The sequence below is a fragment of the Ruegeria sp. CH2 genome, from assembly GCF_056537065.1.
On the sequence record NZ_JBQFQV010000020.1, the window covers coordinates 21,665 to 48,438 of the forward strand.

At 60.5% G+C, this 26,774-nt stretch carries 22 protein-coding genes; 16 read left to right on the forward strand and 6 right to left on the reverse strand.

Annotated elements, in window-relative coordinates; all coding sequences use genetic code 11:
• Nucleotide 1: 1 nt before the first annotated feature.
• The 6 genes from ACR0M9_RS19050 to ACR0M9_RS19075 all read left to right on the forward strand — a co-directional run bounded on the left by ACR0M9_RS19050 (nucleotide 2) and on the right by ACR0M9_RS19075 (nucleotide 9,555).
• A complete protein-coding gene (locus tag ACR0M9_RS19050; RefSeq protein WP_480774362.1) occupies nucleotides 2-2,095 on the forward strand; it encodes a hydantoinase/oxoprolinase family protein in 2,094 nt (697 codons plus the stop codon).
• On the forward strand, nucleotides 2,095-3,747 hold the full coding sequence (locus tag ACR0M9_RS19055) for a hydantoinase B/oxoprolinase family protein (protein ID WP_480774363.1): 1,653 nt from the start codon (nucleotides 2,095-2,097) through the stop codon (nucleotides 3,745-3,747). The genes ACR0M9_RS19050 and ACR0M9_RS19055 overlap by 1 nt, the downstream gene beginning before the upstream one ends.
• On the forward strand, nucleotides 3,744-4,811 hold the full coding sequence (locus tag ACR0M9_RS19060; RefSeq protein ID WP_480774364.1) for a pyridoxal phosphate-dependent aminotransferase: 1,068 nt from the start codon (nucleotides 3,744-3,746) through the stop codon (nucleotides 4,809-4,811). Before ACR0M9_RS19055 ends, ACR0M9_RS19060 begins: the two co-directional genes overlap by 4 nt.
• Nucleotides 4,808-5,548: a maleate cis-trans isomerase family protein gene (locus ACR0M9_RS19065; protein WP_480774365.1), complete on the forward strand. Its 741-nt coding sequence runs from the start codon at nucleotides 4,808-4,810 to the stop codon at nucleotides 5,546-5,548. Before ACR0M9_RS19060 ends, ACR0M9_RS19065 begins: the two co-directional genes overlap by 4 nt.
• A gap of 310 nt (nucleotides 5,549-5,858) precedes the next feature.
• On the forward strand, nucleotides 5,859-7,109 hold the full coding sequence (locus ACR0M9_RS19070; RefSeq protein ID WP_480774366.1) for an aminotransferase class V-fold PLP-dependent enzyme: 1,251 nt from the start codon (nucleotides 5,859-5,861) through the stop codon (nucleotides 7,107-7,109).
• 28 nt (nucleotides 7,110-7,137) lie between these two features.
• Nucleotides 7,138-9,555, forward strand: coding sequence for a GcvT family protein (locus tag ACR0M9_RS19075; RefSeq protein ID WP_480774367.1), 2,418 nt, complete (start codon nucleotides 7,138-7,140; stop codon nucleotides 9,553-9,555).
• 121 nt (nucleotides 9,556-9,676) lie between these two features.
• Here the strand turns inward: ACR0M9_RS19075 and ACR0M9_RS19080 are convergent, their stop codons facing one another.
• Nucleotides 9,677-10,255, reverse strand: a complete 579-nt coding sequence (locus ACR0M9_RS19080; protein WP_480774368.1) for a UbiX family flavin prenyltransferase — start codon at nucleotides 10,253-10,255, stop codon at nucleotides 9,677-9,679.
• Nucleotides 10,252-11,760 (reverse strand): UbiD family decarboxylase, encoded by a 1,509-nt coding sequence (locus ACR0M9_RS19085; protein ID WP_480774376.1) that lies wholly within the window; start codon nucleotides 11,758-11,760, stop codon nucleotides 10,252-10,254. The genes ACR0M9_RS19080 and ACR0M9_RS19085 overlap by 4 nt, the downstream gene beginning before the upstream one ends.
• Before the next feature lie 136 nt (nucleotides 11,761-11,896).
• Between ACR0M9_RS19085 and ubiT the strand changes: the two genes are divergently transcribed.
• From ubiT to ubiV, 3 genes are read left to right on the forward strand one after another with little or no spacing between them, the layout of a single operon-like run.
• On the forward strand, nucleotides 11,897-12,439 hold the full coding sequence (gene ubiT, locus ACR0M9_RS19090; RefSeq protein WP_480774369.1) for a ubiquinone anaerobic biosynthesis accessory factor UbiT: 543 nt from the start codon (nucleotides 11,897-11,899) through the stop codon (nucleotides 12,437-12,439).
• Complete coding sequence (gene ubiU / locus ACR0M9_RS19095) at nucleotides 12,439-13,416, forward strand: ubiquinone anaerobic biosynthesis protein UbiU (RefSeq protein ID WP_480774377.1); 978 nt, start codon at nucleotides 12,439-12,441, stop codon at nucleotides 13,414-13,416. Before ubiT ends, ubiU begins: the two co-directional genes overlap by 1 nt.
• Nucleotides 13,417-13,420: 4 nt before the next feature.
• Complete coding sequence (ubiV, locus tag ACR0M9_RS19100; protein WP_480774370.1) at nucleotides 13,421-14,341, forward strand: ubiquinone anaerobic biosynthesis protein UbiV; 921 nt, start codon at nucleotides 13,421-13,423, stop codon at nucleotides 14,339-14,341.
• Between the two features lie 88 nt (nucleotides 14,342-14,429).
• Here the strand turns inward: ubiV and ACR0M9_RS19105 are convergent, their stop codons facing one another.
• From ACR0M9_RS19105 to ACR0M9_RS19120, 4 genes are all read right to left on the reverse strand, one after another.
• On the reverse strand, nucleotides 14,430-15,572 hold the full coding sequence (locus tag ACR0M9_RS19105; RefSeq protein WP_480774371.1) for an amidohydrolase: 1,143 nt from the start codon (nucleotides 15,570-15,572) through the stop codon (nucleotides 14,430-14,432).
• A 180-nt stretch (nucleotides 15,573-15,752) separates the two neighbouring features.
• Nucleotides 15,753-17,771: a CocE/NonD family hydrolase gene (locus ACR0M9_RS19110; RefSeq protein ID WP_480774372.1), complete on the reverse strand. Its 2,019-nt coding sequence runs from the start codon at nucleotides 17,769-17,771 to the stop codon at nucleotides 15,753-15,755.
• A 58-nt stretch (nucleotides 17,772-17,829) separates the two neighbouring features.
• Entirely contained in the window at nucleotides 17,830-19,869 is a 2,040-nt protein-coding gene (locus ACR0M9_RS19115) for an oxidoreductase (RefSeq protein ID WP_480774373.1), read from the reverse strand.
• Nucleotides 19,870-20,155: 286 nt separating this feature from the next.
• Complete coding sequence (locus ACR0M9_RS19120) at nucleotides 20,156-21,082, reverse strand: LysR family transcriptional regulator (RefSeq protein WP_480508719.1); 927 nt, start codon at nucleotides 21,080-21,082, stop codon at nucleotides 20,156-20,158.
• A 157-nt stretch (nucleotides 21,083-21,239) separates the two neighbouring features.
• On the opposite strand from ACR0M9_RS19120, the gene ACR0M9_RS19125 reads away from it, so the two are divergent.
• From ACR0M9_RS19125 to ACR0M9_RS19155, 7 genes are all read left to right on the forward strand, one after another.
• A complete protein-coding gene (locus ACR0M9_RS19125; RefSeq protein WP_267366014.1) occupies nucleotides 21,240-22,256 on the forward strand; it encodes a TRAP transporter substrate-binding protein in 1,017 nt (338 codons plus the stop codon).
• A gap of 67 nt (nucleotides 22,257-22,323) precedes the next feature.
• Nucleotides 22,324-22,860: a TRAP transporter small permease gene (locus tag ACR0M9_RS19130; protein ID WP_480477503.1), complete on the forward strand. Its 537-nt coding sequence runs from the start codon at nucleotides 22,324-22,326 to the stop codon at nucleotides 22,858-22,860.
• A gap of 17 nt (nucleotides 22,861-22,877) precedes the next feature.
• Complete coding sequence (locus tag ACR0M9_RS19135; RefSeq protein ID WP_267366013.1) at nucleotides 22,878-24,218, forward strand: TRAP transporter large permease; 1,341 nt, start codon at nucleotides 22,878-22,880, stop codon at nucleotides 24,216-24,218.
• Nucleotides 24,219-24,235: 17 nt separating this feature from the next.
• Complete coding sequence (locus tag ACR0M9_RS19140) at nucleotides 24,236-24,730, forward strand: universal stress protein (protein ID WP_209507926.1); 495 nt, start codon at nucleotides 24,236-24,238, stop codon at nucleotides 24,728-24,730.
• A gap of 26 nt (nucleotides 24,731-24,756) precedes the next feature.
• Nucleotides 24,757-25,143, forward strand: a complete 387-nt coding sequence (locus ACR0M9_RS19145; RefSeq protein WP_480774374.1) for a nuclear transport factor 2 family protein — start codon at nucleotides 24,757-24,759, stop codon at nucleotides 25,141-25,143.
• Nucleotides 25,144-25,180: 37 nt separating this feature from the next.
• On the forward strand, nucleotides 25,181-26,584 hold the full coding sequence (locus tag ACR0M9_RS19150) for an NAD(P)/FAD-dependent oxidoreductase (RefSeq protein WP_480774375.1): 1,404 nt from the start codon (nucleotides 25,181-25,183) through the stop codon (nucleotides 26,582-26,584).
• A 42-nt stretch (nucleotides 26,585-26,626) separates the two neighbouring features.
• Nucleotides 26,627-26,774: thiamine pyrophosphate-binding protein (locus ACR0M9_RS19155; protein WP_480774324.1), on the forward strand; the 148-nt coding region annotated here is incomplete at its 3' end.

Here is a 26,774-nt window from a genome sequence, read left to right on the forward strand (position 1 = left end):
CATGACAACCGCTCTGCGCCTCGCCATCGATATTGGCGGCACTTTTACCGACACGGTCCTCGTCTCGGGTGATGAGACGATACTGGCCTCCACCAAAACCCTGACCACCCACCAGAACCCGGCAGAAGGCGCACTGGAGGGCGCACGGCGCGTCATGGCGCAGGCTGGCCGGTCGCTGAATGATGTCACCGGATTTATTCACGGAACCACTCTGGCAACCAACGCGCTGATCGAACGGCGCGGGGCGGTCGTGACCACGGTCTGCACCGAAGGATTCCGCGATATTCTCGATATCGGGTACGAACGTCGGTATTCACAATACGACATCAATCTTGAAAAGCCGGACATGCTGGTGCCGCGCGAACGCTCGTTGACCATACGCGAACGCATGTCGGCAGAAGGCGAGGTGCTGATTGAACTGGATGAAGGGCAAGTAGACCGGTTGCTGGCCGAGATTGACGCCAGCGGGGCCGAGGCGGTGGCCATCTGCCTGATGCACTCTTACGCCAACCCGACCCACGAATGGCGTTTGCGCGATGTTCTGGCGCGACACCGCCCCGGTTTGACCGTCTCGATCTCGTCCGATGTCAGCCCCGAAGCGCGTGAGTTTGACCGGCTCTGCACCACTGTAGCCAACGCCTATATTCAACCGCTGATGGATAGCTATCTGACCCGGTTTGTGGATCAGTTCACGGCCGAGGGCGTAACCTGTCCGATCCTGATGATGACGGCAGGCGGTGGTATGTGCACGATCGACACCGCCACGCGTTTCCCCATTCGTCTGGTGGAATCCGGCCCTGCCGGTGGGGCTATTCTGTCCGCCCGCATCGCCGCGCGTGCCGGGTTGGATCAGGTCCTGTCATTTGACGTCGGTGGCACCACGGCCAAGCTCTGCCTGATCGACAAGGCGCGCCCCCAGACCTCGCGCTCATTCGAAATCGCCCGCGCGGCACGGTTTATCAAGGGGTCGGGAATGCCGGTGCGCATTCCGGTGATCGAGATGATTGAAATTGGTGCTGGTGGTGGTTCGATCGCGGGTGTTGACCGTCTCGGGCGTCTGACGGTCGGGCCAAAATCGGCAGGCTCGGAGCCCGGGCCGGTCGCTTTCATGCGCGGCGGCGTCAATCCGACCGTGACCGACAGCGACATCACTCTGGGCTATATCGTGCCCGACACCTTTGCCGAGGGGCATATCCAGCTGGAACCTGCTGGCGCCAAGGCCGCCCTGAGACGTGTGATCGGGGATAAACTGGGGCTGGATGCGACAGGTGCGGCAGATGGGGTCAGCCGCATCGTTGTCGAAAGCATGGCCAGCGCCGGGCGGATGCATGCGGTTGAAAGCGGCAAGGACCTCGGCCCGCGCACCATGATTGCCTTTGGTGGCAACGGGCCGCTGCATGCCACCCGCGTCGCCCGGTCCGCCGGGGTGTCGCGTATCGTGATCCCGCCCAATCCCGGTGTCGGTTCGGCGGTTGGGTTCCTGTTTGCCCCGGTATCTTTCGAAATCGTCCGCTCGCGCTATTCTCTGCTCGACAGCATGGACATGGACGGGGTGAACGCCCTGTTCGATACGATGATTGCCGAAGCAAAAGAGGTCGTCGCCCAAGGGGCAGGGGATGCACCCACCGAAACCCTGCGCACCGCCTTCATGCGCTATAGCGGGCAAGGGCATGAGATCGAGATTACGTTGCCGGACCGCGCCCTGACACGCCCGGATATCGCCCCGCTGACAGCCGCATTCGAAGAAGAATACCGCAAACAATTCTCACGTCCTGTGCCGGGGATGAAGATCGAGGTTCTCAACTGGGCCGTTCGCGTTGCCACCCCGGACAAAGCGGTGCCTACGGTGTTGGAAACGCCGGGCAAAACCGCATTTCAGGTCACGCAGACGCGCCCCATCACCTGTGATCTGGATGGCACGGTAAAACAGGCCGCCTTTCTCGCCCGCGCCGATATGCGCCCCGGTGACCATGTGGCAGGCCCCGCGCTGATCCATGAACCACAAACAACCACACTCGTTTCCGCCGATTTCTCGGCCCAGATGGACGCAATCGGCAACCTTGTCCTGATACAGGACCAGAAAGGAGGCGCATGATGACCGCTGATCTGTCCCCCGCCCGCCTGCAAGTGATGTGGAACCGTCTGCTGGCTGTGGTCGAAGAACAGGGCCAGACCCTGATCCGCGCAGCTTTTTCGCCCATCGTGCGTGAATGCGGTGACATTTCCGCCGGGATATTCGACGTGAATGGCCGGATGCTGGCGCAGGCCGTGACCGGAACACCTGGCCATATCAACACCATGGCCGAGGCCGTGCTGCACCTGCGCGCCCGTTTCGCGGTGCAGGACATGCGCCCCGGCGACATCTACATGACAAACGACCCGTGGCTGGCCTCGGGGCATCTGAACGACTTCCTGTTGATGATGCCCGCGTTCAAGGACGGCAAGGTGGTGGGCTTTACCTCCTGCACCTCGCATCTGGTGGATCTGGGCGGTCTGGGTATGGGACCTGAAGGCTCGGACATCTATGACGAAGGCCTGCTGATCCCGCCTTGCAAACTGGTCGAGGCCGGAACGCCCAATGCGCTGCTGATGGATATCATCCGCGCCAACTCGCGCGAGCCTGTGGCCAATGAGGGCGACATCTACGCCCTGATCGCCTGTTGCGAGGCCGGGGTGAACCGCCTTGTTGCGATGATGGAGGAGTTCGGGATCGATGATCTGGACAGGCTTGGCACCTATATCATCGACACCTCGCGCAAAGGCGCGTTGCAGGCCATCGCCGAGGTGCCCGAAGGCGTTTACAAAAACGTGCTGCACATGGACGGCTATGAGGCCGAGCTGGAGCTGCACGCGACGCTCACCGTCACCAAAGACGGGATGCATGTTGATTTCACGGGCACGTCCGGGTGTTCGAAAAAGGGCATCAACGTGCCTTTGAACTATGCCACCGCCTATACGGTCTTTGCCCTGCGTTGCATCGTCGGGCCGGATATCCCGAACAACGCAGGCTCGTTGGAACCTTTCACGGTGGAAGGCCCCAAGGGTTGCATCCTGAACGCCCAGCATCCGGTGCCAGTGGCCATGCGGCATACGCTGGGACAGGTCACACCGGATCTGGTTCTGGGCTGCCTGCATCAGGCGCTGCCCGAACAGGTGCCTGCCGAAGGGGCCTCGTGCATGTTCGACCTGCCAATGCGCCACGCTCCCGAAGTGGCGTCGAATGGCGGGCGCGAATTTGCCATCGAACCCGTTCACAATGGCGGCACCGGGGCGCGACCCCACGCGGATGGCCTGTCCGCGACAGCCTACCCTTCGGGGGTGTTCGGCTCGCAGGTCGAGATAACCGAAAGTGTCGCACCCGTGATCATGTGGCGACGCGAATTGTTGCCCGACTCGGGCGGCGCGGGCCAGTTCAGGGGCGGATTGGGTCAGCGGATCGAGATGACGTCCGCGAACGATGCCCCCTTCATCGTCTTCCTGTCGGTTGAACGACTGAAATTCCCCGCTCTGGGTCGCATGGGCGGCCTGCCCGGCGCACCGGGGCGTATCCGGTTCCGCGATGGCGGCGCAGACATTCCGGGCAAGGGCGAGCTGCGCGTGGAAAGCGGCGATTACCTGATCTTCGACACCCCCGGCGGCGGCGGCTTTGGCAATCCGGCCGCGCGCGACCCCGAGGCGCTGGCGCTGGACCTCAGGCGCGGGCTGGTCACGGAAGAAGGGGCCAAAGCCTATGGGGGTGCCTCATGATCCGCGCAGTTGGTCACATTCGTGCCATGGCGGCCTATGCGCTGGCCGATCTGGGCGCGCCGGACACTGTATCTCTGGCCCAGAATGAAAGCGCCTTTCCGGTCAGCCCTGCCGCAACTGCGGCGGGCCAGGCGGCATTGCACCGGATGCCGCTTTATCCCGATCCCGACTGGTCGGACCTGCGCGCGGCCATCGCTCAGGCGCACGGGGTGCCAGCCGACAACATCCTGTGCGGTGCCGGATCGATGGAGTTGATCGGCTGCCTGATCCGCGCTTATTCAGGGCCGGGCGACCATGTATTGGGCACGGATTACGGCTATGCCTATGTGGCCTCAGCCACGGCGCAGGTGCGGGCAGATTATGTGAAAGCGCGCGAGGTTGATCTGACCGTCTCGGTCGATGACATTCTGGCCGCTGTCACGCCTGAAACCCGGATCGTCTTTGTCTGCAACCCCGGCAACCCGACCGGCACCCTGATCCCGAATACCGAGATCATCCGCCTGCGCGGCACCCTGCCCGGGAACGTGCTGCTGGTGGTCGATCAGGCCTATGCCGAATTCGCCGACCGCGATCACGACCCGGCTGAAATCTTTGCCCTCATCACACGTGGGGATACCGTGGTCATACGCACCTTCTCAAAGGCTTACGGTCTGGCGGGCGCGCGCGTGGGTTGGGGTCTTTTCCCGTCAGAGGTCGCGATTGAGCTGCGAAAGCTGCTCAACCCCAACAACGTATCGACCCTCTCTCAGGCCATGGCAACGGCAGCGATGCAGGATCAGCCCCACATGCGCGACACGGTTGCCAGAACCGCCGCCATCCGGGATGGCTTTGCCGATGGGTGCCGGGCGCTGGGATTATCTGTTCCGCGCAGCCACACCAATTTTGTCCTGATCCGCTTTGCCGATGCCGCGACGGCGCAAAAAGCGGATGCCGCGTTGCGCAAAGTGGGTTTGCTCATGCGCGGAATGGGCGGCTATGGCCTCGCGGATTGCCTGCGCGCCACGATCTGCGACACGGCAGTGATGGAGCGCTGCCTGACTGTTCTGAAAGAGGTGACGTCATGACCTTTGAAACCCGGACACGGGCCAAAATCGGGGTGCTGGTGCCCTTTACCAACACCAATCTCGAAGCTGACATGATGCTGATGCGCTGCCCGGACACGACGGTGCATTTTCAGCGAATGGGTGGCTATGACGTGGATGAGATCCCCGGATCGGATCAGATGGCGGGTCTGGGGGCCTCGGATATCAGCCACGACCTCAAGATGATCTCGGGCGTTCGGCCCGATGTGGTGCTCTATGGCTGTACCTCGGCCACGTTGACCCATGGCCCGTCCTTTGACCACCAGCTGGCGCAGGACATCAGGGCCGCGTCGGGGGCCGTGTGTATTACCGCCGCTGGGGCGCTTGTTGCTGCGATCCATGCGCTTGGCGTGTCCAGGGTCGGTTTTTCCTCACCCTATCTGGGCGAGATCAACACGCAGGCCATGGATTTTCTGACGCAGAACCGGATCGCAACGGTAAAATGCGCCGATATCGGCCGAGAACTGGGCAATTACGGGCAGGGCGAACTGACCCCGGACGAGGTTTTCGACCTTGCCATGCAGGCCGACCACCCAAAGGCCGAGGCCATCATACTCAGCTGCACCGACATGCGCGCAGTCGAGGCCATAGACCGGATCGAAGCGGCCCTTGATAAACCTGTCGTCACGTCCAATCAGGCCATGATGTTTGCCCTGATGCGGGCGCTTGACCTGCCAAGGCACAGAAATGTTCCGGGGCGGGTGTTTGATCTGCTATAGCCGTGGGTCAGACAAAAGAACGGAATCCGCCCCGGACGGCTGCCTGCCTCAAAGGCAATTGCGACCCGGCATATGGGGCGGGAAATCTGGCCACCCCAACGCGCCGTGTCGCAGATGTGACTGTATTTACGTCGCAAAAGAACAAGATACCGCGCCCTCTACGCCATAGTCGGAATAAGGGTCGCTCGGGAATGAAGCACATGTTGAACCAGCTGCACAGTCACGGGAAATTTGGCCTGCCCCGCGGGGAAACCATCTTAGGCTTGTCTGAAACATCAAACGTTCACAAAATACAAAGGTGCCGCTTTTCATGAGCCAAATTTCGGAAAGCCTGCTGAACCGGATCCGCAACCGTTTTGCCCAGATCGATCACTGCCCCGAACAGGGCGAGCGGATATTTTTCGAAAACGCCGGTGGGGCTTTGACACTGAAATCCGTGCTGGACAGCTCGGCGCGTCATGCCGCAATCCCCGACAATCAGGGGCGCGACAATCCGGGGTCTCATGCGCTGGTTGCCACGATCAACGCGGCCAAGGCCGATATGCGGGATTTCATGAATGCACCCGGTGGTCAGTTCTTTGTCGGTGAAAGCGGCACCGAACTTCTGTTCCGGCTAATCATGAACGCCTGTCTGGGAACCGGTCCGGGGGTTGTGCTGGGGTCGACACTGGAACACCCCGCCACACGGTCAGCCTGTGATCGTTGGGCCCGTATTGCCGGGCAGGCCCATGTGCTGGTGCCCCATGATGACGACACCGGCACCGTAACAGCCGGGGCCTATGCCGCAGCTGTTACCCCCAACACCAAAGTGGCGACAATCCTGCACACCTCACCCGTGACGGGCATGGGCGTCGATGTGGCCGCTGTTTCGCAGGCTATTCGCGCCGTGGCGCCAGACTGTTTCATCATTGTCGATGGCATCCAGCACGCCGCCCATGGCCAGATTGACCTGAGCGCGTATGACGTCGACGGCTACGTGATCTCGCCCTACAAGGTGTTTTCGCGTCATGGCTACGGTGTGGCGTGGATTTCCGACCGGCTGACCCGACTTGAACACAATGCCCTTTTGGACGGCCCGGCAGATAACTGGGAAATGGGCACGCGCGACACCGGGGCTTATGCGACCATGTCCGACGTTGTGTCTTATTTCGAATGGCTTGGCAGTCAGGTCAGCGACGCCACCGACCGGCGTGCCAGATTTCTGGCAGCGGGCGAAGCCATCCACGCGCAGGAAAAGGCGCTGACCGACGCGATGATCCACGGCACCGGCAACCTGAGCGGTCTGGCCGAGATGGAGAAGGTCACCATTCTGGGCGGTGCCGACAACCCCGCACGCGAAGGGCTGGTGTCGCTTCGCGTTCAGGGTGTGGCCTCGGCAGATGTCGTCAAACGGCTGAACGATGAAGGTATTCGCACCCATTTGCGCAAGGCCGACCATTACTCTGGCAACATATTGACACCGCTGGGTTATGACGCCTGCGTCCGGGTCTCGATGTGCCACTACAACTCAATCGGCGAAGTCGCCAGATTTCTGGCTGTCATGAAAGAAATCGCCGCCTGAGCTGCGGCGGACCAAGGGACATGCACTCATGAAAACCCATGCACAAGCTGTCGTGATCGGAGGGGGCCTTGCCGGCTGTTCGATCCTGTACCATCTGGCCAAGCTTGGCTGGACCGACGTTGTCCTGCTGGAACGGAATGAGTTGACCTCCGGCTCGACCTGGCACGCAGCGGCGAATATCCACGGGCTGCACGACAACAACAACATCACCCGCATCCAGCACTATACGATGAATCTGTATAAACAGCTGGAACAGGAAACCGGCCAAAGCTGCGGCGTATTCCAGCCCGGCTCGCTCTATCTGGCCCAGACCGAAGAGCGTGAGCACCAGCTGCGCCTGCAAGAGGCGAAAGCCCGGTTCTATGGTCTGAACTTCTACGAAGTCAGCCGTGAAGAAGCCAAGGAACTGCATCCGCTGGCGCAGTTCGATGACATCCGCTGCATCATGTACGAACCCGATGGCGGCAATGTCGACCCGTCGGGCGTGCCGCATGCCTATGCCGCCGGGGCCCGTGCGATGGGGGCCACTATTGAACGGTTCTGCCCGGTGACAGCGACCGAAAAACAGCCCGACGGCAGCTGGATCGTGCGCACGCCCAAAGGCGACATTCACACGCAATGGGTTGTCAACGCCGCCGGTCTCTGGGGCCGCGAGGTAGCGGCGCTGGCGGGTCTGACCCTGCCGCTGCAACCGACCGAGCATCAGTATTTCGTGACCGAAAGCATCGACGAGGTCGCCAGTCTGGGCCGTCGTTTGCCCTCGATCGCTGACCGCGACGGCGAATATTACTTCCGGCAGGAAGGCAACGGCCTTCTGATCGGAGCTTATGAGAAAGATATGAAGTTCTGGGCCGAGGACGGCACGCCGCTCGACTTCGCGCATGATTTGTTCCCCGACGATCTGGACCGGATCATGGAAAACGTCATCCGCGCCACCGAACGCGTGCCGGTTGCGGCGACCGCCGGGGTGAAACGCGTGATCAACGGGCCGATGATCTGGTCGCCCGACGCCAACATGCTGTGGGGGCCGGTGCCCGAGCTGAAGAACTATTTCCTCTGCGGCGGCCTGATCCCCGGTTTCTCGCAATCCGGGGGGTTGGGTCTGCTGGCGGCGCAATGGATGATCGAGGGCGAGCCGCAATATGACATGTTCGCCTGGGATCTGGCCCGGTTTGGCGATTGGGCCGACAAGGCATTCACCAAGGCCCGTGTTCAGGATGCGTACACCCACCGCTTCAAGATCCATTTCCCCAACGAGGAACGCAGCGCAGGCCGTCCGGCCCGTGTGCGCCCCGCCTATGAGATGCAAAAGCAGATGGGCTGCGTCTTTGGCCTCAATTGCGGCTGGGAACATCCGCTCTGGTTCGCCGATGAGCCCGAGGTGGAAGAGACCACCGGCTTTACCCGCCAGAACTGGTGGAAGCCCGTGGGCCGAGAGGTGCAGATGCTGCGCGACAGCGTGGGCCTGATCGACATTTCGAACTTCGCCAATTACGTGATCAAGGGCCCCGGTGCCCATGACTGGCTGGACCGTCTGGTGGCCAATCGGGTGCCTGCCGAAGTGGGGCGCAGCTGTCTGACGCCGTTGATCTCGGTTCGCGGTGGCGTGGCGGGCGATTTCACCATCACCAAGCTGGCCGAGGATGAATACATGATGATCGGGTCAGGCATGGCCGAACGCTATCATCAGCGCTTCTTTCAAATGGTGGAAATGCCCGAGGGCACCACGCTTGAGGTCGCCACCGACCGCATCGCAGGGTTCAACATCGCAGGCCCCAGGTCACGCGAAGCGCTGGCACGCCTGACCAATGCCGATCTGTCGAACGAGGCGTTCCGCTTCATGCGGTCGCAGAAAATCACGGTCGCCGGCGTCGAATGCGTGGCCATCCGGGTCAGCTTTACCGGCGATCTGGGCTGGGAACTGCACTGCGCCGAGGGGGATCAGGTGGCGCTCTACACCGCCCTGCTTGAGGCCGCCAAAGACTGTGGTGGCGGTCCGGTGGGCGGGCGCGCGCTGGGGGCGCTGCGGATCGAAAAGGGCTATGGCTCGTGGGGTCGAGAGTTTTCTCAGGAATACTGGCCGCAAGAGGTCGGGCTGGCCGGCCTGATCAAGCTGGACAAGGATTTCCTGCACAAAAACGCCTATCTGTCCATCAAGGACAACCCCGCGCGCGAGGTGCTGTCCGTCTTCGAACTGGATGTGACCGCAGATGCCGACGCAACCGGGGGTGAGCCGATCTTTACCCCCGACGGCGCGCCCGTGGGTCGTGTCACGTCGGGGGCGTTCGGCTATTCGGTCGGGAAATCGCTGGCGCTGGGGTTCCGCAACCCAAACAGGGTACAGCCGGGCGATGAGGTGGTCATTCAGGTCATCGGCAAACCGCACAAGGCGCGCGTACTGGCCGAGGCTCCGTTTGACCCGACAGGCGCCAGACTGCGGTGCTGACGCTCATAACCCGTCTACAGGCAGGCAAGGCCAATAAGACGCTCCAAAAGATGTCTCGTCTCGGCACTTCAGGCGACTTCATCTTTTTCCAAATACTCCCGCCGGAGGCGTCCGAACTCACTCAACCTGTGCATTGCGGGCGCCACTCTTGCGCCACCGGGTCACAAATGCGCAGGCAGTCCACCGCGCGTGCAGCGATCTGGGACACGATATCCATCAGGGTGTCGGGCTTCAGATAAAACGCAGGAACCGGGGGCAGGATGACGGCCCCCATTTCTGCCGCCGCCGTCATGTTGCGCAAATGGGCCAGCGTCAACGGTGCTTCGCGTGTCAGTAAAACCAACGGCCTGCGTTCCTTGAGCTGAACACTGGCGGCGCGCGTCAGCAGGTTATCGTCCAGCCCATGCGCAATTGCGGCAAGCGTTCGCATGGAACAGGGCGCAACGATCATGCCGGATACCGGAACCGACCCGGACGCAATGCTGGCACCGATATCGGCGCTCGGGTGATGCCGCGTCACCAGTTGCCGCAGGTTTTGCAAAGAATCCGGGCCGCATTCCTGCGCAAGGGTCCGCATCCCGGCAGCGCTGACCACAAGGTCGGTCTCGATATCCGATGACGCCAGACACCGGGCCACGGCAAGGCCCAACGCCGCGCCCGACGCACCGGATACCCCCAGAACAACACGGGCGTTTGTCATTCTCTCAGCTCCGGCATCAATCGGTTTACAAGGTCTTCCGCAAAGGCGTGATCGGCATCCGCAGTGTGCATCACCGTCCCCCATTCCCGCAGCGTTTCACTGCCCAGTTTCGTCGTGGCGTCGATGCCGATTTTTCCGGCCAGACCGGGTTCGGGCGATGCAAAATCCAGATAATCAATAGGTGTCCTGTCCAGCACCATCACATCCCGGCCCGGGTCCATGCGTGTGGCAAGCACCCAGGCTATATCCTCCCAGTTTCGCGGATCGATATCAGCATCGACCGCGATGATCATTTTCGTATAGCTGAATTGCGGCAGCATTCCCCACAGGGCCATCATCACGCGCCGGGCCTGCCCCGGATACCGTTTGTCGATGGCAACGATTGCGATGCGATAGGAACAGGCGGCGGGCGGCAGCCAAAGATCGTGGATTTCGGGGATTTGCGCGCGGATGGTCGGCAAGGCCAGACGGTTGAACACCTCGCCAATGATCGACGGCTCGTCCGGTGGCCGCCCGGTATAGGTGGAAAGATACAGCGGCGCGTCCCGATGGGTGACAGCGCTGACCTGCATCACCGGAAAGGGTTCAGCCGGGTTGTAATAGCCGGTGTGATCCCCAAAAGGCCCCTCGGGGGCGGTCTCGCTTGGTGAAACCCAACCTTCCAGAACAATCTCGGCATCAGCAGGGACCAGCAGGGGGATGGTTCTGGCCGGGATCAGATGTGGTCGCTTCTGGTTCAGGGCTCCGGCAAATGTCAGCTCGGATACCGCCTCTGGCAGTGGCAAGGCCGCCGACAACAGCGTCGCGGGGTTTGCGCCCAGCACAATTGCGACGGGCATCTTTTCGGCGCACCTCGCCCAGCTTCTGTGATGCGCCGCGCCGCCGCGATGAGGCAGCCAGCGCATGATGACACGGTTCCGGTCCAGCACCTGAATGCGGTAAACACCCGCGTTATAGCCTTGCGCCGCGTTTGCATCGCTGCCGTAGGGCCGGGTAAGGACCACGGGCCATGTGATCAGCGGCCCCACATCACAGGGCCAGTGGGTCTGGACCGGCAGTGCGGTCAGGTCCACATCCGCCCCGCTGTGGCAGTGGCTTTGAACCGGGGCAGTTCTGACCAGTTTCGGTCGGGTCGACAGGGCCGCCTTCAGCATCGGCCATCTGGCCAGCGCGTCCCGCACCCCGTCCGGCGGCGTCGGGGCTCGCAGCGCGGCCAGAAAGGCCCCCAGATCGTCCAGCCCGTCGGGTGTGACACCCAGCCCGGCAGCAACCCGTTCCGCCGTTCCGAACAGGTTGACGACGACCGGGGTATCGAGCCGATCAGTGGCCACGTCTGTCGGATGGTCAAATTGCAGAACCGGCCCGCCCGCCTCAAGCACGGCGCGGTGAACGGCAGTCATCTGATGGCGTACGGAAACCGGATCAGGGATGCGCCTGAATTGTCCGGTGTCTTCGCACCATTTCAGAAAACGCCGAAGGCTGGGATATTGCGGCAGGGTGCGAATGGGGCTGCTCCGACAGTGGTTTCCACCCTCTAGCAACGAAAGCGAGGCGTCGAATTGACAACCGTCAAGTCACCCCTGTTGCGATCGCCCTAGGAAGGCATCCAAGGTCACAACGTTGAGACAGCAGGAGGTCTCGTTGCCCGTTCCTCAGAACCCGATACCGCGCTGCCCGGCGGCTTTGGCGGCCACGCTTCGGATAGCGCCGCTTGCCCCCTTGTCACTGTCGCTGACGGTCTTCACGCGCCAGTTGGCAAAGAAAAACCCGGAAATGTTTCAACGGCTTGGCCCATACGGAAGATCAGTTTTCGTTCTTGATCCGACGGATTTGCCTGTTGTCCTGCTGCTTGATCCGAATGGCGGTGCCCCAAAGGTGACACTGACCCGGCGCGGCGGGACAGGGGTTGCGCGTATTTCCGGCCCTCTGGCGGCCCTTCTTGGGCTGGTTCACGGTGCGTTTGACGGCGATGCGCTGTTCTTTTCGCGTGATCTGGTGATCGAGGGCGATACGGCCGCGGCGCTGGCCCTGCGCAACGCAATCGACGACGCAGAACTGGACCTCGCGCACGAGGTCGAAGCCCTCTCCGGCCCGCTTGCGCGCCCGCTCAAGCAACTCATTGCGTTGGTGGAACGTCGAACCGGCCTGTACCTGACCCGACCGGAAGACGCTGTACTATGTTAATGGAAATCGTCTGCCCGGCAGGAACGCCCGCCGCCTTGCGCGCAGCCGTCAAGGCCGGGGCGCATACGGTCTATTGCGGCTTCAATGATGAAACCAATGCGCGCAACTTTCCGGGCCTGAACTTCGACCGGGCCGAAATGCGCGCGGGCGTTGCCTTTGCCCATGACCACGGGGCCAGGGTGCTGGTTGCGATCAACACGTTTCCCCGCGCGGGCAGCGAAGCAATCTGGCACCGCGCCGTGGCCGATGCGGAAACCTGCGGCGCGGATGCCGTGATCCTCGCCGATATCGGGCTGCTGGATTATGCCGCGTGCAACCATCCGGGGCTGCGCAGGCACCTGTCCGTGCAGGCCGCGGCGGCGAATGCCGATGTGATCAACTTCTATGCCGAAACTTTTGGCGTCAAACGCGTGGTCCTGCCGCGCGTGCTGTCGGTTCCCGAAATCGCCGCCATCAACGCCGAAACAGAAGTCGAGACCGAGGTTTTTGTGTTCGGCGGGCTCTGTGTGATGGCCGAAGGTCGCTGTTCGCTGTCCTCTTATGCCACCGGGCTGTCTCCGAACATGAATGGCGTCTGTTCGCCCGCCAGCCATGTTGAATACCAGAACGACAAGGGCGCGTTGAACACCCGTCTGGGTGGCTACCTGATCCACCGGGTCGAACGAAACCAGCCTGCACCCTATCCGACACTGTGCAAAGGGTGCTTTTCCGCAGGTGAAAAGACGGGCCACCTGTTCGAAGACCCCGTCAGCCTGAACGCGGAACGGCTGATCCCGCAATTGCAGAAGGCCGGTGTTACCGCGCTGAAGATCGAAGGGCGCCAGCGTTCGAAATCCTACGTCGCGCAGGTGGTTCGGAATTTCCGCGCCGCTGTCGACGCGCTTGAGGCCGGACGCCCTCTGCCCGAGGGGATGCTGGCCCGTTTGTCCGAAGGGCAGGCCATGACAACCGGCGCCTACAAAAAAACCTGGAGATAGCGCGATGGAACTGACCGTTGGCCCCAACCAGTTTTTCTGGCCCGCCGAGAACTGGATGTCTTTTTATGGGGATCTGGCCCAAACCCCCGTCGACCGCATCGTGCTGGGTGAGCTGGTTTGCTCCAAGCGCCTGCCGTTCTATCAGGACCGGATCCCCGACGCGATTACCCGACTGGTTGAGGCTGGCAAACAGGTTGCGCTGACCAGTCTTGCTCTGGTGACGCTCAAGCGTGAACGCAAGCTGACCGCCGATCTGGCGGATCTGGGGGTCACGGTCGAGATCAACGACCTGACCGCGCTGGCGCATCTGCCCCAGAACACGGCTTTCGATGTCGGACCCCTGATCAATGTCTATAACGAAGGCACATTGGTATGGCTGGCGTCACGTGGCGCGCGCCGCATTTGCCTGCCACCGGAACTGCCAATCGCCTCGGTCAGGGTTCTGGCACAAGCCGCCGCCAGTCTGGGTGTCGCGGTCGAGGTTTGGGGCCACGGTCGCCTGCCATTGGCCATCTCCGGCCGGTGTTACCACGCGCGCCTGCATGGGCGCAGCAAAGACAACTGCCAGTTTGCCTGCGAAAACGACCCCGACGGGCTGGATGTGCTGACCGGCGATGGACAGCCATTCATGGCCATGAACGGCGTGCAGACCCTGTCAGACAGCTATGCCTGCACGGATCATCAGGTCGAGTTGCTGCAAAGCGCGGGCGTCTCGGCCCTGCGACTGTCGCCGCAATCTCAGGGGTTCCCAAGGCTCTGCGCGCTCTACCGACAGCGGCTGGATGGTCAACTTGACCGGGGCGATCTGGAACATGCCCTGCGCACGGACGATCCCGGTATAAGGCTAAGCGATGGGTTCCTGACCGGCGCATCCGGTGCTGAATGGTCGGGTTCGGCACGCGTGTCCACCGAAGCGGCACGCTGATCATTCTGGAAAAGTCCGGCATCCGTGGGCGAATGTTTGAGGCGACCAGAGGAAGCGATCCGAAACATCCACGGATCGTCCTGCGCAGTCAGGTGGTCACTGGCAGACGTTGCCGCACCAGTTCGGCCCACAGGTTTGCCCCCAATGGCAGCAGCGCGTCGTTGAAATCATAATCGTCCGCGTGCAGGGGGCGGCCATTCGACCCCTCGGTTCCATTGCCGATCAGCAGAAAACACCCCGGAACCGCAGCCGCAAATTCCGCGAAATCCTCGGAAAACGACATGGCAGTCCGGTCGCCGTCAACCTCAAGGCCCAGCGTTTTTGCTGCTGAAACCACATGGGTTGCGGCGTCGGCATCGTTGATTGCCTCGATGAATTCGGTCCGGATTTCCACCGTCACCGCGACACCATGGCTTTCCGCCAGGCCCGCCGCGATCTGCCGCATATGGTTTTCAATCCGCGCGCGGTCATCGGGGGACATCGCCCGTGCGTCCCCTTTCAACACTGTTCGACCCGGCAGGACGTTGCGCTGCCCATCGGTGATGAACTCGGTCACGGAAACGACCGCGCCAGACAATGGGGCAAGCTTTCGCGAAACGATGGTTTGCAAGGCCAGAACAAGCTCTGCTGCGGGCGTGATTGTCTCGCGCCCGACATGGGGCATCGAGGCATGGCCGCCCTGACCGGTGATGGTGATCTCGAATAGGCTTTCGCTGCAACAAATGACACCGGCGCGGGTTGAAACCCGCCCGACGGGTTCGCCCGGCAGATTGTGCGCGCCATAGATTTCGTCAATCGGAAAATCCCGCAGGACGCCTTCCTCAATCATCGCCCGCGCGCCCAGCCCTTGCTCCTCGTTGGGCTGGAACAGGAAGACAACGGTGCCGTCAAAGCCCTGATCCCTGGCCAAAAGCTCGGCCGCGCCCAGCAGCATCGTCGTATGGCCGTCATGGCCGCAGGCATGCATCACGCCCGGATTCTGAGACTTGTAGGCAAAGCTGTTGGCCTCGGTAATGGGCAGGGCGTCGAAATCCGCGCGCAGACCGATGGACCGGTTGCCATGGCCCGCTCGTAGAACACCAACAACGCCGACACCCTCATGCACTTCGATGCCAAGGCTTCTCAGGTGATCGGCGATCCGGGCCTTGGTCCAGTCCTCCTGAAAGCCAAGCTCGGGGTTGCGGTGAAACTCATGCCGCAGGGCGCGCAGGTTTTCGAAAAAACTCGTCATGGCAACTCTCCTTCGTCCTGCTTTCTTTCGTCATTGCTACAGGGTTTTGCAATCCCGCTCAAAGATAGGTTCCGATTGATGCACGTTGCCCCCGGATGAGAGCCCTGAACAATTTCGATCCCGCGAGGGGAACACCAGCCCACGCATCACAAGACGGCAGGTCTGTAAACCATTCTGCGCCTACATCCCGTTGCGGGGGATGACAAAAGACTGTTCTTCCTCAAAGATCAGGTCGTCACCCGACCACGCCTTTAGGCGAGCGGTCAGGTGAAATTCGGTCGCTGTCGCCCTTTGTTCGGAACAGGTCCAGATCTTGGCTGACCACCCTTCGCGGTCGAAACCGGCGGTTTGCTCCATTGTGGCCACTGCCGACAATGGATCACCCGGCTGGATGGTATAGCGTCGATCCGACATATCGCTCAGCACCGTGCCGATATCGTCAAGGCGAATATCGCCCACCGGCCCAAAGACACCCCCGTCAAGGAAATACCTGTGTGTCACCGCGCCATTGGTCAGATCGGTGTGGACCGAACGCTCCATCGACCCAGAGCGAACGTTCGTCTTCCGCGGGGCGACGTCGGAACCCTGAGGTTCGGGCAGCGGGCGTGGGGCTGGCGCGTCATCTCGCTGGTTTCGCACGGGCAGGATCAGCCGCGACGTGCCGGGTCGGATCGTCAGCGTCACAGGTTCCGGCGCTGGCCACAGGACCGGCCAATAGGCAGACGCGATTTGCAGAACGATGCGATGACCCGCCAATACCCGATAACCGGTTCCATAAAGCGGGACAGTCACGTGCATGTCTTCGCCGGGTGTAATCGGCGTCGGTTCAGTGTCACTGATCCGGTGCGTCAGGTTGCAGAACCCGCGTGCAATCAATGTCTGCGCGCCGTCCGGGGCCTCATCCACCAGCAGGGCCGCAACAATGCCCTGCGTCCGATCGGCAGAAACAGTCAGGTCAACCGAGGGCTGGCCCAGAATATCTATGGGCTTTTCCAAGGGCTTTGCTTTGAATTGCAGCGCCCCTGCGGCCTCGATCCGGCAATCTGCTGCCATATCTCCGGGTATTGCAAAGGAACACATGTCGCCCGCTGCGGCCCCGAAATTCTGTGGCGAACAGACCGACATCTCCCCGCCCGACCCGGCGGAGGCGTCCAGGGTTCCGTCATTCAGCCACAAGGGCTGGTCCTTGACATTTGGCGACGGCCAGCTCGGCTCTTCGATCCACCGCCCTTCGCGGTGCACATGTGTCCCGGACGGGGCGGCACTGTCTTGCAGGAAAAACCGCAAGGGCGGCTCGTCCATCAGGCCGGTGTCGATCCCCTTCAGCCAATGGTCCCAGAACCGGATCACCTCGCCGACGAAATCGACCCGGGGCCCCGGCACCCCTTCTTGCGGATACAGATGCGCCCAGGGGCCCATCAGGATCTTGACCGGCCCGCTCAGATGTTCCGCGATGCGGAACGGCGTGTCGCGATACAGGTCCATCCATCCGCCAAAGAAATACACCGGCACATCGACATCCGCATAGTTTTCGCAGATCGAGCCGCGCCGCCACATGTCGTCATGGGTCTGATGTTCCAGCCACTTGGCGGGCCAGAATTCGACCCCCTCCAACCGTGCGCGCCACATGTCGATCCAGCGATCCGCGCCCACGATCTCGGGGTCGGGCGGCATGGCATTGTACAGCTGCATGATCGAACCCCACCAGAAATTGTCATTGGCCAGACAGCCGCCGTAAAAGTGAATATCCTCGCGCCAGCGGTCATCCGTTCCCATCACCGGCGCAATCGCCTTCAGCGCTGGTGGGCGGGTCGCGGCCACCTGAAAGGCGTTATACGCCCCCCAGCTTTTGCCGAACATTCCGACATTTCCGTCGCACCAGTCCTGATCTGCAATCCACAGGATGATGTCGTGCCCATCCTGAATCTCCTGATGCGAATACTCATCTTCGGGAATCCCGTCGCTGTCACCATAACCGCGGATATCCACCCGGATCGACGCATAGCCTGCCGCGGCGAAATGCGGATGCATGCTTTCATCCCGCATCCGGGTGCGATCCCGGCGGCGATAGGGGATGTATTCCAGAACACAGGGAACAGGCGTTGTTCGCGCCGATCCGGGCAGCCAAAGCCGTGCCGCAAGTTTTGCGCCGTCCGGCATGGGAATCCAAACGGTTTCGATGACCTCTGTGTTGCTCATGTCCGGTCCTTTGACTGACTGTCAGGTGAAAGGCTGCTTGTGGTGTGCTTCATTGATCTCACCACCGAAGCCCCAAGCGCAGCGCATCATAAATGGCGGCATGCGTGTTGCGTGATGAAACGGCATCTCCGATCCGGTACAGATCAAACCCGGCCTCTGGGACAGATTGCGGAAACACGGGGCCGGACCTGCCGACCAGCGCTTCATAATCCACGGCGCCCAGGTTTCGCGACAGCGGTTTCAGATCGAAGTACAGATCATCCAGTGGTAAAACACCCTGATTGACAACCACCTGATCATACAGGCGCTTTTCTATCAGGTCCGAGTAATCCGTGCCAATGGCTGCCTCCAGCTGGTTGCCTGATCGCACCAGTGATTTCAGCGTCCGGGCGACTGTGAACACGGCTCCGGTTTTTTGCAGGGCCCGCATATAGGGCACCAGGTTCATCCCCATGATTTCGGGGGCAAAACTGCGGTCGCGGGTCATGATTTCTACCCGCCCGCCCGCTTGTGCGATAGCCTCAGCCGCCATCAGGGCCGGGTGATCCCCCGCATCGTCATAAATAAGGACATTGTCGCCGGGGCGCACATCACCGGTCAGGATATCCCATGCAGTAACCGCCAGATCGTTACCCGCCTCCAGAACCGTCACCTCGGGCAACCCGCCGGTTGCGATCACCACCATGTCCGGCGCAAGCGCGGTTACAGCATCGGCGTCCGCAAAGGTGTTGAACCGAAATGTCACGTCGCGCGCCGCGCATTGGGCCATGCGCCAGTCGATGATTCCGATCATCTCGGACCGGCGTCGGGATTGCGCGGTCAGCCGCACCTGACCGCCGGGTTCGGGCGCGGCCTCAAGAACGGTGACGTCATGCCCGCGCTCGGCCGCGACCCGCGCGGCCTCAAGCCCGCCGGGGCCTGCGCCCACAATCACCGCGCGGCGGCGCGTTTCAGCAGCAGGGATCACATGCGGCATCGACAATTCGCGCCCGGTGGCCGGGTTGTGGACACACAGCGCCTCACCCGCCTGATAAATGCGGTCAAGACAGTAGGTGGCACCGACACAGGGCCGGATGTCCTCTTCCCGTCCAGCCCGGATTTTGGCAACGATCATCGGATCTGCCATATGCGCGCGGGTCATGCCGACCATGTCCAGCAGGCCCGAGGCCACCGCATGCCGCGCCGTCGCCACATCGGGAATGCGCGCGGCGTGAAAGGTTGGCATCCCAACCTCGGCCCGAACCCGCCCGGCAAAATCCAGATGGGGTGCGCTTTTCATGCCCTGAACCGGGATCACGTCCGTCATGGCCGGGTCAGTGTGAATACGCCCGCGAATGATGTTCAGGAAATCGACCTGACCACTGTCGCGCAGCCTTCGGGCAATCTCCAACCCTTCCGCTTCGGTGATGCCGCCCTTTTCCACCTCATCGGCGGTATAACGGACCCCTATGATGAAATCGCGCCCGACGCGGTCGCGGATTGCATCCAGAACCATGAAGCCAAAGCGCAACCGGTTGTCCAAATTGCCCCCAAAAGGCGCATCCATCCGATTGGTCATCGGCGACCAGAACTGATCGATCAGATGGCCATAGGCCTGCAATTCAATTCCATCCAGCCCGGCGGCCTGCATCCGTTCGGCAGCATCGGCGTAATCGGTCACAATCCGCGCGATGTCGAAATCTTCCATCTTCTTGGCAAAGGCCCGGTGCGCCGGTTCCCGGTCGTGCGACGGCGAAAGGGATGGCAGCCAGTCACCCTTGTTCCAGCCCGTGCGCCGCCCCAGATGGGTCAGCTGGATCATCACCGCACAGCCATGGGAATGGCAGGCATCCGTCAGCTCCGCCATCCAGCGGACAACCTCGTCCTTGTAAGCCAGGATATTGTTGAACGCAGGCGGGCTGTCGCGGCTGACAACGGCCGACCCCGCCGTCATCGTCATCGCAACCCCCGCTTTGGCCCGCACCTCGTGATAGGCACGATAGCGTTCCGTCGGCATCCCATCTTCGGGATAGGCGGGTTCGTGACTGGTCGTCATGATCCGGTTCTTCAGCGTCAGGTGCTTTAGCTGATAAGGTTGCAGCAAGGCATCGCGGCTCATGATAGCGCCTCGTGATCGGTTTGAGTGCGCAAGGCGGCAACAGGGTCGGATGACATGCGGCTCTCCGGTTGTCTGGGGGCAAGAGGTGATGGTCTTTGCTGATTGAAATCAAACTGGAATTGCCAAGTCAAACTTGTTTTCAATCAGACGTTTTCGACCCATTTTCCTCATGCCTTACGCCCGAGTGGACAGGACAAGCGTGGCCGCGCGCACCCGGTTGGCGCATGCCTTCGGTGAACAAATTCTCTTGCGGGGTGCCACGCGCAAACAGGCGGCGAGGCCGGGCTCAGGGCACGTCGGAATGAACGCTCAGCAGGGTTTCCAGAAACAGCTTGGCCGCACGTGTCGGATCCGGATGTTTCCGTGTCACCGCCGCAAAGCGCGTTCTGTATTTGATTTCCTGCGGCATCACCTGCCTCATAAGCCCCTGTTCGACAAATTCCTGCGCCAGATGGTCCGGAAGAAAGCCCAGATAGCTGCCTGACAGAATAAGAATTGCAAGAGCCTGCTCGTTTTGCACTTTGGCAGCGCGCCGAAACCCCAGTTGCTGGCCATAGATCAGGTTGGGCGAATTCACGTTCAGACCCGCATAGTTGTACGCCTGAATGTCCCGCAAACTCAGCGTGTCAGCGGACTGGCTGAACAACGGATTGTCCTGCCCGCAATACAGAAACATGTTTTCCCCATAAAGTGGCGCATAATGCAGGCTTGCCGAGGGGCGGTGCAGGGCGATGATCCCGACATCCAGCTGCCCGCTGATAACCATGGTCTCAATGACGTTGGGCGGTTCGATCGACAACTCGATCTGGATGGCAGGGGCGGCTTCGTTGAACCTGTGAATGGCGCGGGCAAGGCGCGCTTCTGGGTTCGTGGTACACTGATCGAACAACGCCACGCGGATACTTCCTGCCAGTTGCTGCTTGATCTCGTTGACTTCGGTTCTGAACTGAGAAACCGAAATCAGCAGGTCTTCTGTCGCGGCCAGCACTTTTTCGCCGTCTTCAGTCAGGGAAAAACCCGCCGGGCCACGGTTGCACAGCTTCAAGTCCAGCCGCAGCTCCAGATCCGATATGTGTTTCGAGATTGTTGACTTCCCGATGTTGAGCTCATTTTCCGCCGCTGAAAACCCTCCGCTTTCCGCAACGGTTTTGAAAACCCGAAGAAGGCGGATGTCCGTGTCCCCGATGCGGGTGGCCAGTGGGTTTTGTCTCATATTATAAGTTCGACATTTGTGAAACCTTTCACGCAAATATTAACAACGACGAAACCATGTTGGCAAGATAGCCTCTTGTGGCCGAGGCAGAATCGGACTGGCCACCTTCTCCCCAGGCCATCGCGCACCTCGAAACACGACAAATGGGAGGACATCCATGTCATTTATCAAAAAGCTTGGCACCATCAGCGCCGCCGTTTCCGTTGCTGCACTGATGGTTGCGGGCACGGCTGATGCGAAGAACTTCAAGATCGCGGTGGGCGATAGCGCAGGAAGCGCACAGGAAGCTCTGGGCATCGCCTTCGTCAAGGCGCTGGAAGAGAAATCGGGCGGTGCCCACACCGCAACGCTGTTTCTGAACGGTCAGCTGGGGTCCGAACAGGACACCGTGAACGAGGCGGCGATCGGCACGCTGGATATGTCTCTGCTGGCGATCAACAACATCACGCCGTTCTCGCCTTCGGTCGGTGTTTTCACGCTGCCTTACGTGATCCTCAGCCTGGAAGATGCCGAAAAGCTGACCCAGGGCCCAATCGGTCAGGAACTGGTCGAAAACACCATCCGTGATGCCGGAGTACGCATCATCGGCTGGACCTATACCGGTTTCCGCCGCCTGACCAACTCGAAAAAACCGGTCAAATCGGTTGCTGACCTTCAGGATCTGGTCATCCGCGTTCCCAAGAACGAGATCATGATCGAAACCTACAAGGCATGGGGTATCAACCCGACGCCGATGGCATGGTCGGAAACCTTCACCGGTCTGCAAACCAAGGTGGTCGACGGGCAGGACAACCCTTACCTGACCATCAACGCGATGAAGTTCTACGAGGTTCAGGACCACGTCACCAACCTGCGCTACATCTTCTCGATTGAACCGCTGATCGTTTCAGAAGCGGTCTTCCAGGACCTGTCCGCAGAAGATCAGGCAATCCTCCTTGAAGCAGGACAAGAAGCCACCCTGGCATCCGCACAATTCCTGCGGGATTCCGAAGCCGCCATCAAGGAAGAGCTGACCGCCAAAGGCATGGAGATCATCGATCCCGAAAACGACGAAGCCGAGTTCATCGAACTGGCGACCGGTGCCGTATGGCCCCAGTTCTACGACTCCATCGGTGGCGTCGAAAAACTGAACACCGTTCTGGAAGCCATCGGCCGCGAGCCGGTGCAGCAATAATCGCCGCAGAGCGATACCGGGAAGAGCGCCACGGCGCTCTTCTCATCTCAGGGAGGAGTGAAACCACATGTTCTGGAAATTTCTGGACAACATAGAAAGTGTCATCTGCCGGATACTCTTATCCGGCTTTGTCTGCCTTTTGTTCGTGCAGATCATCGCGCGCGAGGTCTTCGGCTTTTCGGTCAGCTGGATCGAAGAACTCTCGGTCTACATGTTCGTATGGTTCGTCTATTTCGGTGCAAGTTACGCCGCCCTGAAAGGGGCGCATAACCGCGTGACGTTCCAGTTCAAATTCCTGCCTGACGGGTCGATCAAATATGTCGAAGCCTTTGCCGACCTCTTCTGGCTCTTCTTCAATGTCTACTTCCTCTATCTGGCGACAGACTTTGTTTTCAACAAGATGAACAAGTTCTGGAAATCCCAGACACTGGGCATCGAGATGAAGTATATCTACATGGTGCTGCCCATCGCATTTGCGCTGATGACCTTCCGCATCATTCAGGTGAATTACCGCCGCCTTGTCAAAGGCGAGGACATTCACGATCCCGACCAGATCGATCTGGACGAGATCAAGGCCGCTGCCGAAGCGGCCAAAGACCACTGAGACCGGGAGGGGTAACCATGGAATCCGAAATCGTCACGGTCCTGTTTGGATCATTTCTGTTCTTGCTGCTCATTGGCGCGCCGATCACGGTGGCGCTGGGTGTCGCGTCGCTGATCTCGTTTCTCTATCTGGGCGACAATCCGATCAAGTTCGTGCAGATCGCCTTTACATCCGTGGGCTCGTTCCCGCTGATGGCGCTGCCAGCCTTTATCCTTGCCGGGGCCCTGATGGAGGCTGCCGGTATCTCAAAACGCCTGATCAACGTTGCCGAAAGTCTGGCCGGTCCTTTTACCGGTGGTATTTCGGCCGCAACGGTCATGGCCTGTCTGTTCTTTGGTGCCATCTCGGGCTCGGGCCCGGCAACAACCGCGGCTGTTGGGATGCTGATGATCCCGGCAATGATCGACCGCGGCTATGAGCGCGGCTATGCCTCGGCGATCACTGCGTCCTCTGGCGGCCTCGGGATTATCATTCCTCCCTCCATCCCGATGGTGATCTTCGGCATTGCCGCGCTCGGTATGGCCCCGCCGCCCGAAGCGGTCGAGAAATTCGGCACCTTCCAGTCGGTTTCGATTTCGAAACTGTTCATTGCCGGGTTCGTACCCGCCTTCCTGATCGCCACAAGCCTGCTGATCCTGAACTATTTCATGTCGAAAAAGCGCGGCTACAAAGGCGTCGCCGAGGGCTGGTCGATCCGCAATGTCGGGTGCGAGATGTATCGCGGGTTCTGGTCGTTGATGGCTCCGCTGGTGATCCTGGGCGGTATCTATACCGGCTTTTTCACCCCGACCGAGGCTGCAATCGTCGCGATCTTCTATACCCTGTTCGTGGGTGTCGTCATCTATCGCGAACTGACCTGGCAGTCGCTGTTCCAGTCGCTTGAAGCCACCACATGGCTGACCGGCCGCGTTCTGCTGATCCTGTTCACAGCAACGGTGTTTGGTCGTCTGCTGGTGGAAAACCAGATCCCGGCAATCATCGCAGAAGGGATGCTCAGCTTTACCGACAACCTCTATGTGATCTGGGCGCTGATCATCTTCTTCCTGCTGTTCGTCGGCATGTTCATGGAAACGCTGGCCACCATCCTGATCCTTGTTCCGGTGATGCTGCCGGTGGCCTATTCGGTGGGTATTGACCCGATCCATTTTGGCGTGGTGATGGTCTGTACGCTGGGCATCGGGTTCCAGACCCCGCCGCTGGGCGAGAACCTGTTCATCGCATCCGGTATCTCGAACATCTCGATCGAACAGATCTCGCTGCGCGCGCTGCCTTTTGCGGCTGCAAACACGGTGGCGATCTTCGTTATCGCCTTCTTCCCTGAACTGTCGCTGTGGCTCCCACGGCTGTTTGGCTACTGATCTGAAAGGATGACGACATGAAACAGATGGTCACCAACATCCTGTTTGCCACCGACCTGTCCGAAAACTCGGGTCACGCCATGCGCCATGCCGCCAGCATCGCGCAGGCCACCGGGGCGGAGATTCACGTGCTGCATGTGAATGAACCCCTGTCGGAGGATGCCAAGATCACGATGGAAATATTCATCATGAACGAAGAGACCCGCAAGACCGCGATTGAGCGTCGTCACGAGATGGTGCGCAAGGTTCTGGCCGAACGGCAAGCCAAGTTCTGGGCGCAGTTCGACGGCGACGACGGGAAAATTCGCGATCAGGTTACCTCGGTCGAGGTGACAGATGGCCATCCGGCCGAAGTGATCCTGCGCCGCTCGGTCGAACTGGGCTGTGATCTGATCGTGCTGGGCGCGCATGATCACGGCTTTTCGCACACCTTTCTGGGCACGGTCGCAAAACGCGTTTTGCGGCGCTCGAGGATCCCGACACTGATCGTTCCGAACCCGGACGAAATGTAACAACACCACTGACAAGGAAGTACAAAATGAACAAATCCCTGACCGCGCAGGACCTGGCGGATACGTTTGACGCGTTTAACCGCCACGACATCGACGGGGTGATGACCCACTTCGCCGACGACTGCGTGTTCTACACCGTTGCCGGTGACGAAAAATACGGCAACAAGGTTGAAGGTGCCGAAGCCATCGCCGCTGCGTTTTCGGGCGTCTGGGCAGGCATGAAAGACGCCCATTGGGATCATCACAGCCATTTTGTCCACGGTGATCGTGCGGTGTCCGAGTGGACCTTCTCGGGAACCGATGCAAACGGTATGCGGATCGAAGCTGAAGGTGCGGATCTGTTCACGGTTCGTGACGGTAAAATCGTTGTAAAACAGGCGCTTCGCAAAACGCGCCCAATGTTCAAAGCCTGATCCGCCGCCCTGCGCGCAGCCTCGGAGAAAAACAAGAATGGTGGATAACAGCATCCCGCGTCACTGGCCCAAGGCCAGCTATGACCCCAAATATGACCCGATCATTGATGCGGGTCCGGGTCACAATCGCGACCACGCGCCCACATATTGGATTGGAACGGCCGGAACACCTCCGGCCGATGATGGACCTGTGTCCAGCGATATGGATGCAGATGTGGTGGTGATCGGATCGGGGTATACCGGCCTGTCCACCGCCATCCATCTTGCCAAGGAACACGGCATTCAAGCCGTTGTTTTAGAAGCAAATACCGTCTCCTGGGGCTGCTCCACCCGCAACGGCGGGCAGGCCCAGATTTCATCCGGGCGGCTCAAGCGGTCGCAATGGATCGAACGGTGGGGAACGGACGTGGCCAAGCGCATGCATGCCGAGGTCACAGAAGCGTTTCAGCTGTTCAACGATCTGATTGCGTCCGACGATATCGAATGCGACCCCCAACCGGGTGGCCACTACTACATCGCGCATCGCGACAAGGTCATGCCGTCCCTCAAGAAAGAGAGCAAGCTGCTCAACGATGTGTTCGGCTATGGCTCGCGCATCCTCTCTCGGGAAGAACTTCACGAAAAGCACGTGCGCGATATGGAGGCCGCAGGTGCCATGTGGGAACCTGACGGGACCTGCATCCATGCGGGTAAACTGGCGTTCGGCTACGTCAACATGGCGCGCCGTCTGGGGGTGAAAATTCACACCGGCAGTCCGGTCATGGGATGGCAGACGAAAAACGGCGTGCATCACCTGCGCACACCGGGCGGCATCGTCCGCGCCAAAACGGTGGCCCTGGCAACCGCGGGCTATACCCCACCGGGCCTGAACACGCGCACAAAGCACCGCCTGATGCCTATCCTGTCGAACTCGATGGTGACACGGCCGCTGACCCAGGCCGAACTGGATGAGTGTGGCATTCAGACCAGATCACCCCTGACGGACACCCGCACCCTGCGCCATTACTATCGTTTGTTGCCCGACAACCGGATGCAGATCGGCAGCCGCAGCGCGGTAACAGGACGAGACGCCGAGAACGAAAAACACCTGGAGCTTCTGAAGAAGGGCCTCGCCCGAAAGTTCCCGGCGTTGACGGATATCAACCTCGATTACTCGTGGTGGGGCTGGGTCGATGTCAGCCACGACATGATGCCGCGTATCTTTCAACCGGACCCGCAACAGCGCGTGTTCTACGCGATGGGATACGGTGGCAACGGCGTTATGTACTCGGCTCAGGCCGGGCGTCGTATGGCACAGCTGATCGCGGGCAAGAAAGACAAGGCCTTTGCCCTGCCGATCTTCACGTCCCCGCTGCCCAGCCATGGCATCCTGACACCCTTCCGCCGCCTCGGCCAGCGCATAGCCTATGTCGGCTATTACCTCAGAGACGAAATACTCTAATTTACCAACGCTTTGGCGTTCTGAAGATAAGGAAACACCCCTATGAAGATGACGACGGAAGAGGCCTTTGTTAAGGTTTTGCAGATGCATGGTATTGAGCATGCGTTTGGGATCATTGGCTCTGCGATGATGCCGATTTCGGATCTGTTTCCGAAGGCTGGGATCATGTTCTGGGACTGTGCGCATGAGG

Excerpts from the sequence above, each read along its gene's own strand:
- ACR0M9_RS19050 (WP_480774362.1), top strand. The coding sequence starts at position 2 with ATGACAACCGCTCTGCGCCTCGCCATCGATATTGGCGGCACTTTTACC.
- ACR0M9_RS19055 (WP_480774363.1), top strand. The coding sequence starts at position 2,095 with ATGACCGCTGATCTGTCCCCCGCCCGCCTGCAAGTGATGTGGAACCGT.
- ACR0M9_RS19060 (WP_480774364.1), top strand. The coding sequence starts at position 3,744 with ATGATCCGCGCAGTTGGTCACATTCGTGCCATGGCGGCCTATGCGCTG.
- ACR0M9_RS19065 (WP_480774365.1), top strand. The coding sequence starts at position 4,808 with ATGACCTTTGAAACCCGGACACGGGCCAAAATCGGGGTGCTGGTGCCC.
- ACR0M9_RS19070 (WP_480774366.1), top strand. The coding sequence starts at position 5,859 with ATGAGCCAAATTTCGGAAAGCCTGCTGAACCGGATCCGCAACCGTTTT.
- ACR0M9_RS19075 (WP_480774367.1), top strand. The coding sequence starts at position 7,138 with ATGAAAACCCATGCACAAGCTGTCGTGATCGGAGGGGGCCTTGCCGGC.
- ACR0M9_RS19080 (WP_480774368.1), bottom strand. The coding sequence starts at position 10,255 with ATGACAAACGCCCGTGTTGTTCTGGGGGTATCCGGTGCGTCGGGCGCG.
- ubiU (WP_480774377.1), top strand. The coding sequence starts at position 12,439 with ATGGAAATCGTCTGCCCGGCAGGAACGCCCGCCGCCTTGCGCGCAGCC.
- ubiV (WP_480774370.1), top strand. The coding sequence starts at position 13,421 with ATGGAACTGACCGTTGGCCCCAACCAGTTTTTCTGGCCCGCCGAGAAC.
- ACR0M9_RS19105 (WP_480774371.1), bottom strand. The coding sequence starts at position 15,572 with ATGACGAGTTTTTTCGAAAACCTGCGCGCCCTGCGGCATGAGTTTCAC.
- ACR0M9_RS19110 (WP_480774372.1), bottom strand. The coding sequence starts at position 17,771 with ATGAGCAACACAGAGGTCATCGAAACCGTTTGGATTCCCATGCCGGAC.
- ACR0M9_RS19115 (WP_480774373.1), bottom strand. The coding sequence starts at position 19,869 with ATGAGCCGCGATGCCTTGCTGCAACCTTATCAGCTAAAGCACCTGACG.
- ACR0M9_RS19120 (WP_480508719.1), bottom strand. The coding sequence starts at position 21,082 with ATGAGACAAAACCCACTGGCCACCCGCATCGGGGACACGGACATCCGC.
- ACR0M9_RS19125 (WP_267366014.1), top strand. The coding sequence starts at position 21,240 with ATGTCATTTATCAAAAAGCTTGGCACCATCAGCGCCGCCGTTTCCGTT.
- ACR0M9_RS19130 (WP_480477503.1), top strand. The coding sequence starts at position 22,324 with ATGTTCTGGAAATTTCTGGACAACATAGAAAGTGTCATCTGCCGGATA.
- ACR0M9_RS19135 (WP_267366013.1), top strand. The coding sequence starts at position 22,878 with ATGGAATCCGAAATCGTCACGGTCCTGTTTGGATCATTTCTGTTCTTG.
- ACR0M9_RS19140 (WP_209507926.1), top strand. The coding sequence starts at position 24,236 with ATGAAACAGATGGTCACCAACATCCTGTTTGCCACCGACCTGTCCGAA.
- ACR0M9_RS19145 (WP_480774374.1), top strand. The coding sequence starts at position 24,757 with ATGAACAAATCCCTGACCGCGCAGGACCTGGCGGATACGTTTGACGCG.
- ACR0M9_RS19150 (WP_480774375.1), top strand. The coding sequence starts at position 25,181 with ATGGTGGATAACAGCATCCCGCGTCACTGGCCCAAGGCCAGCTATGAC.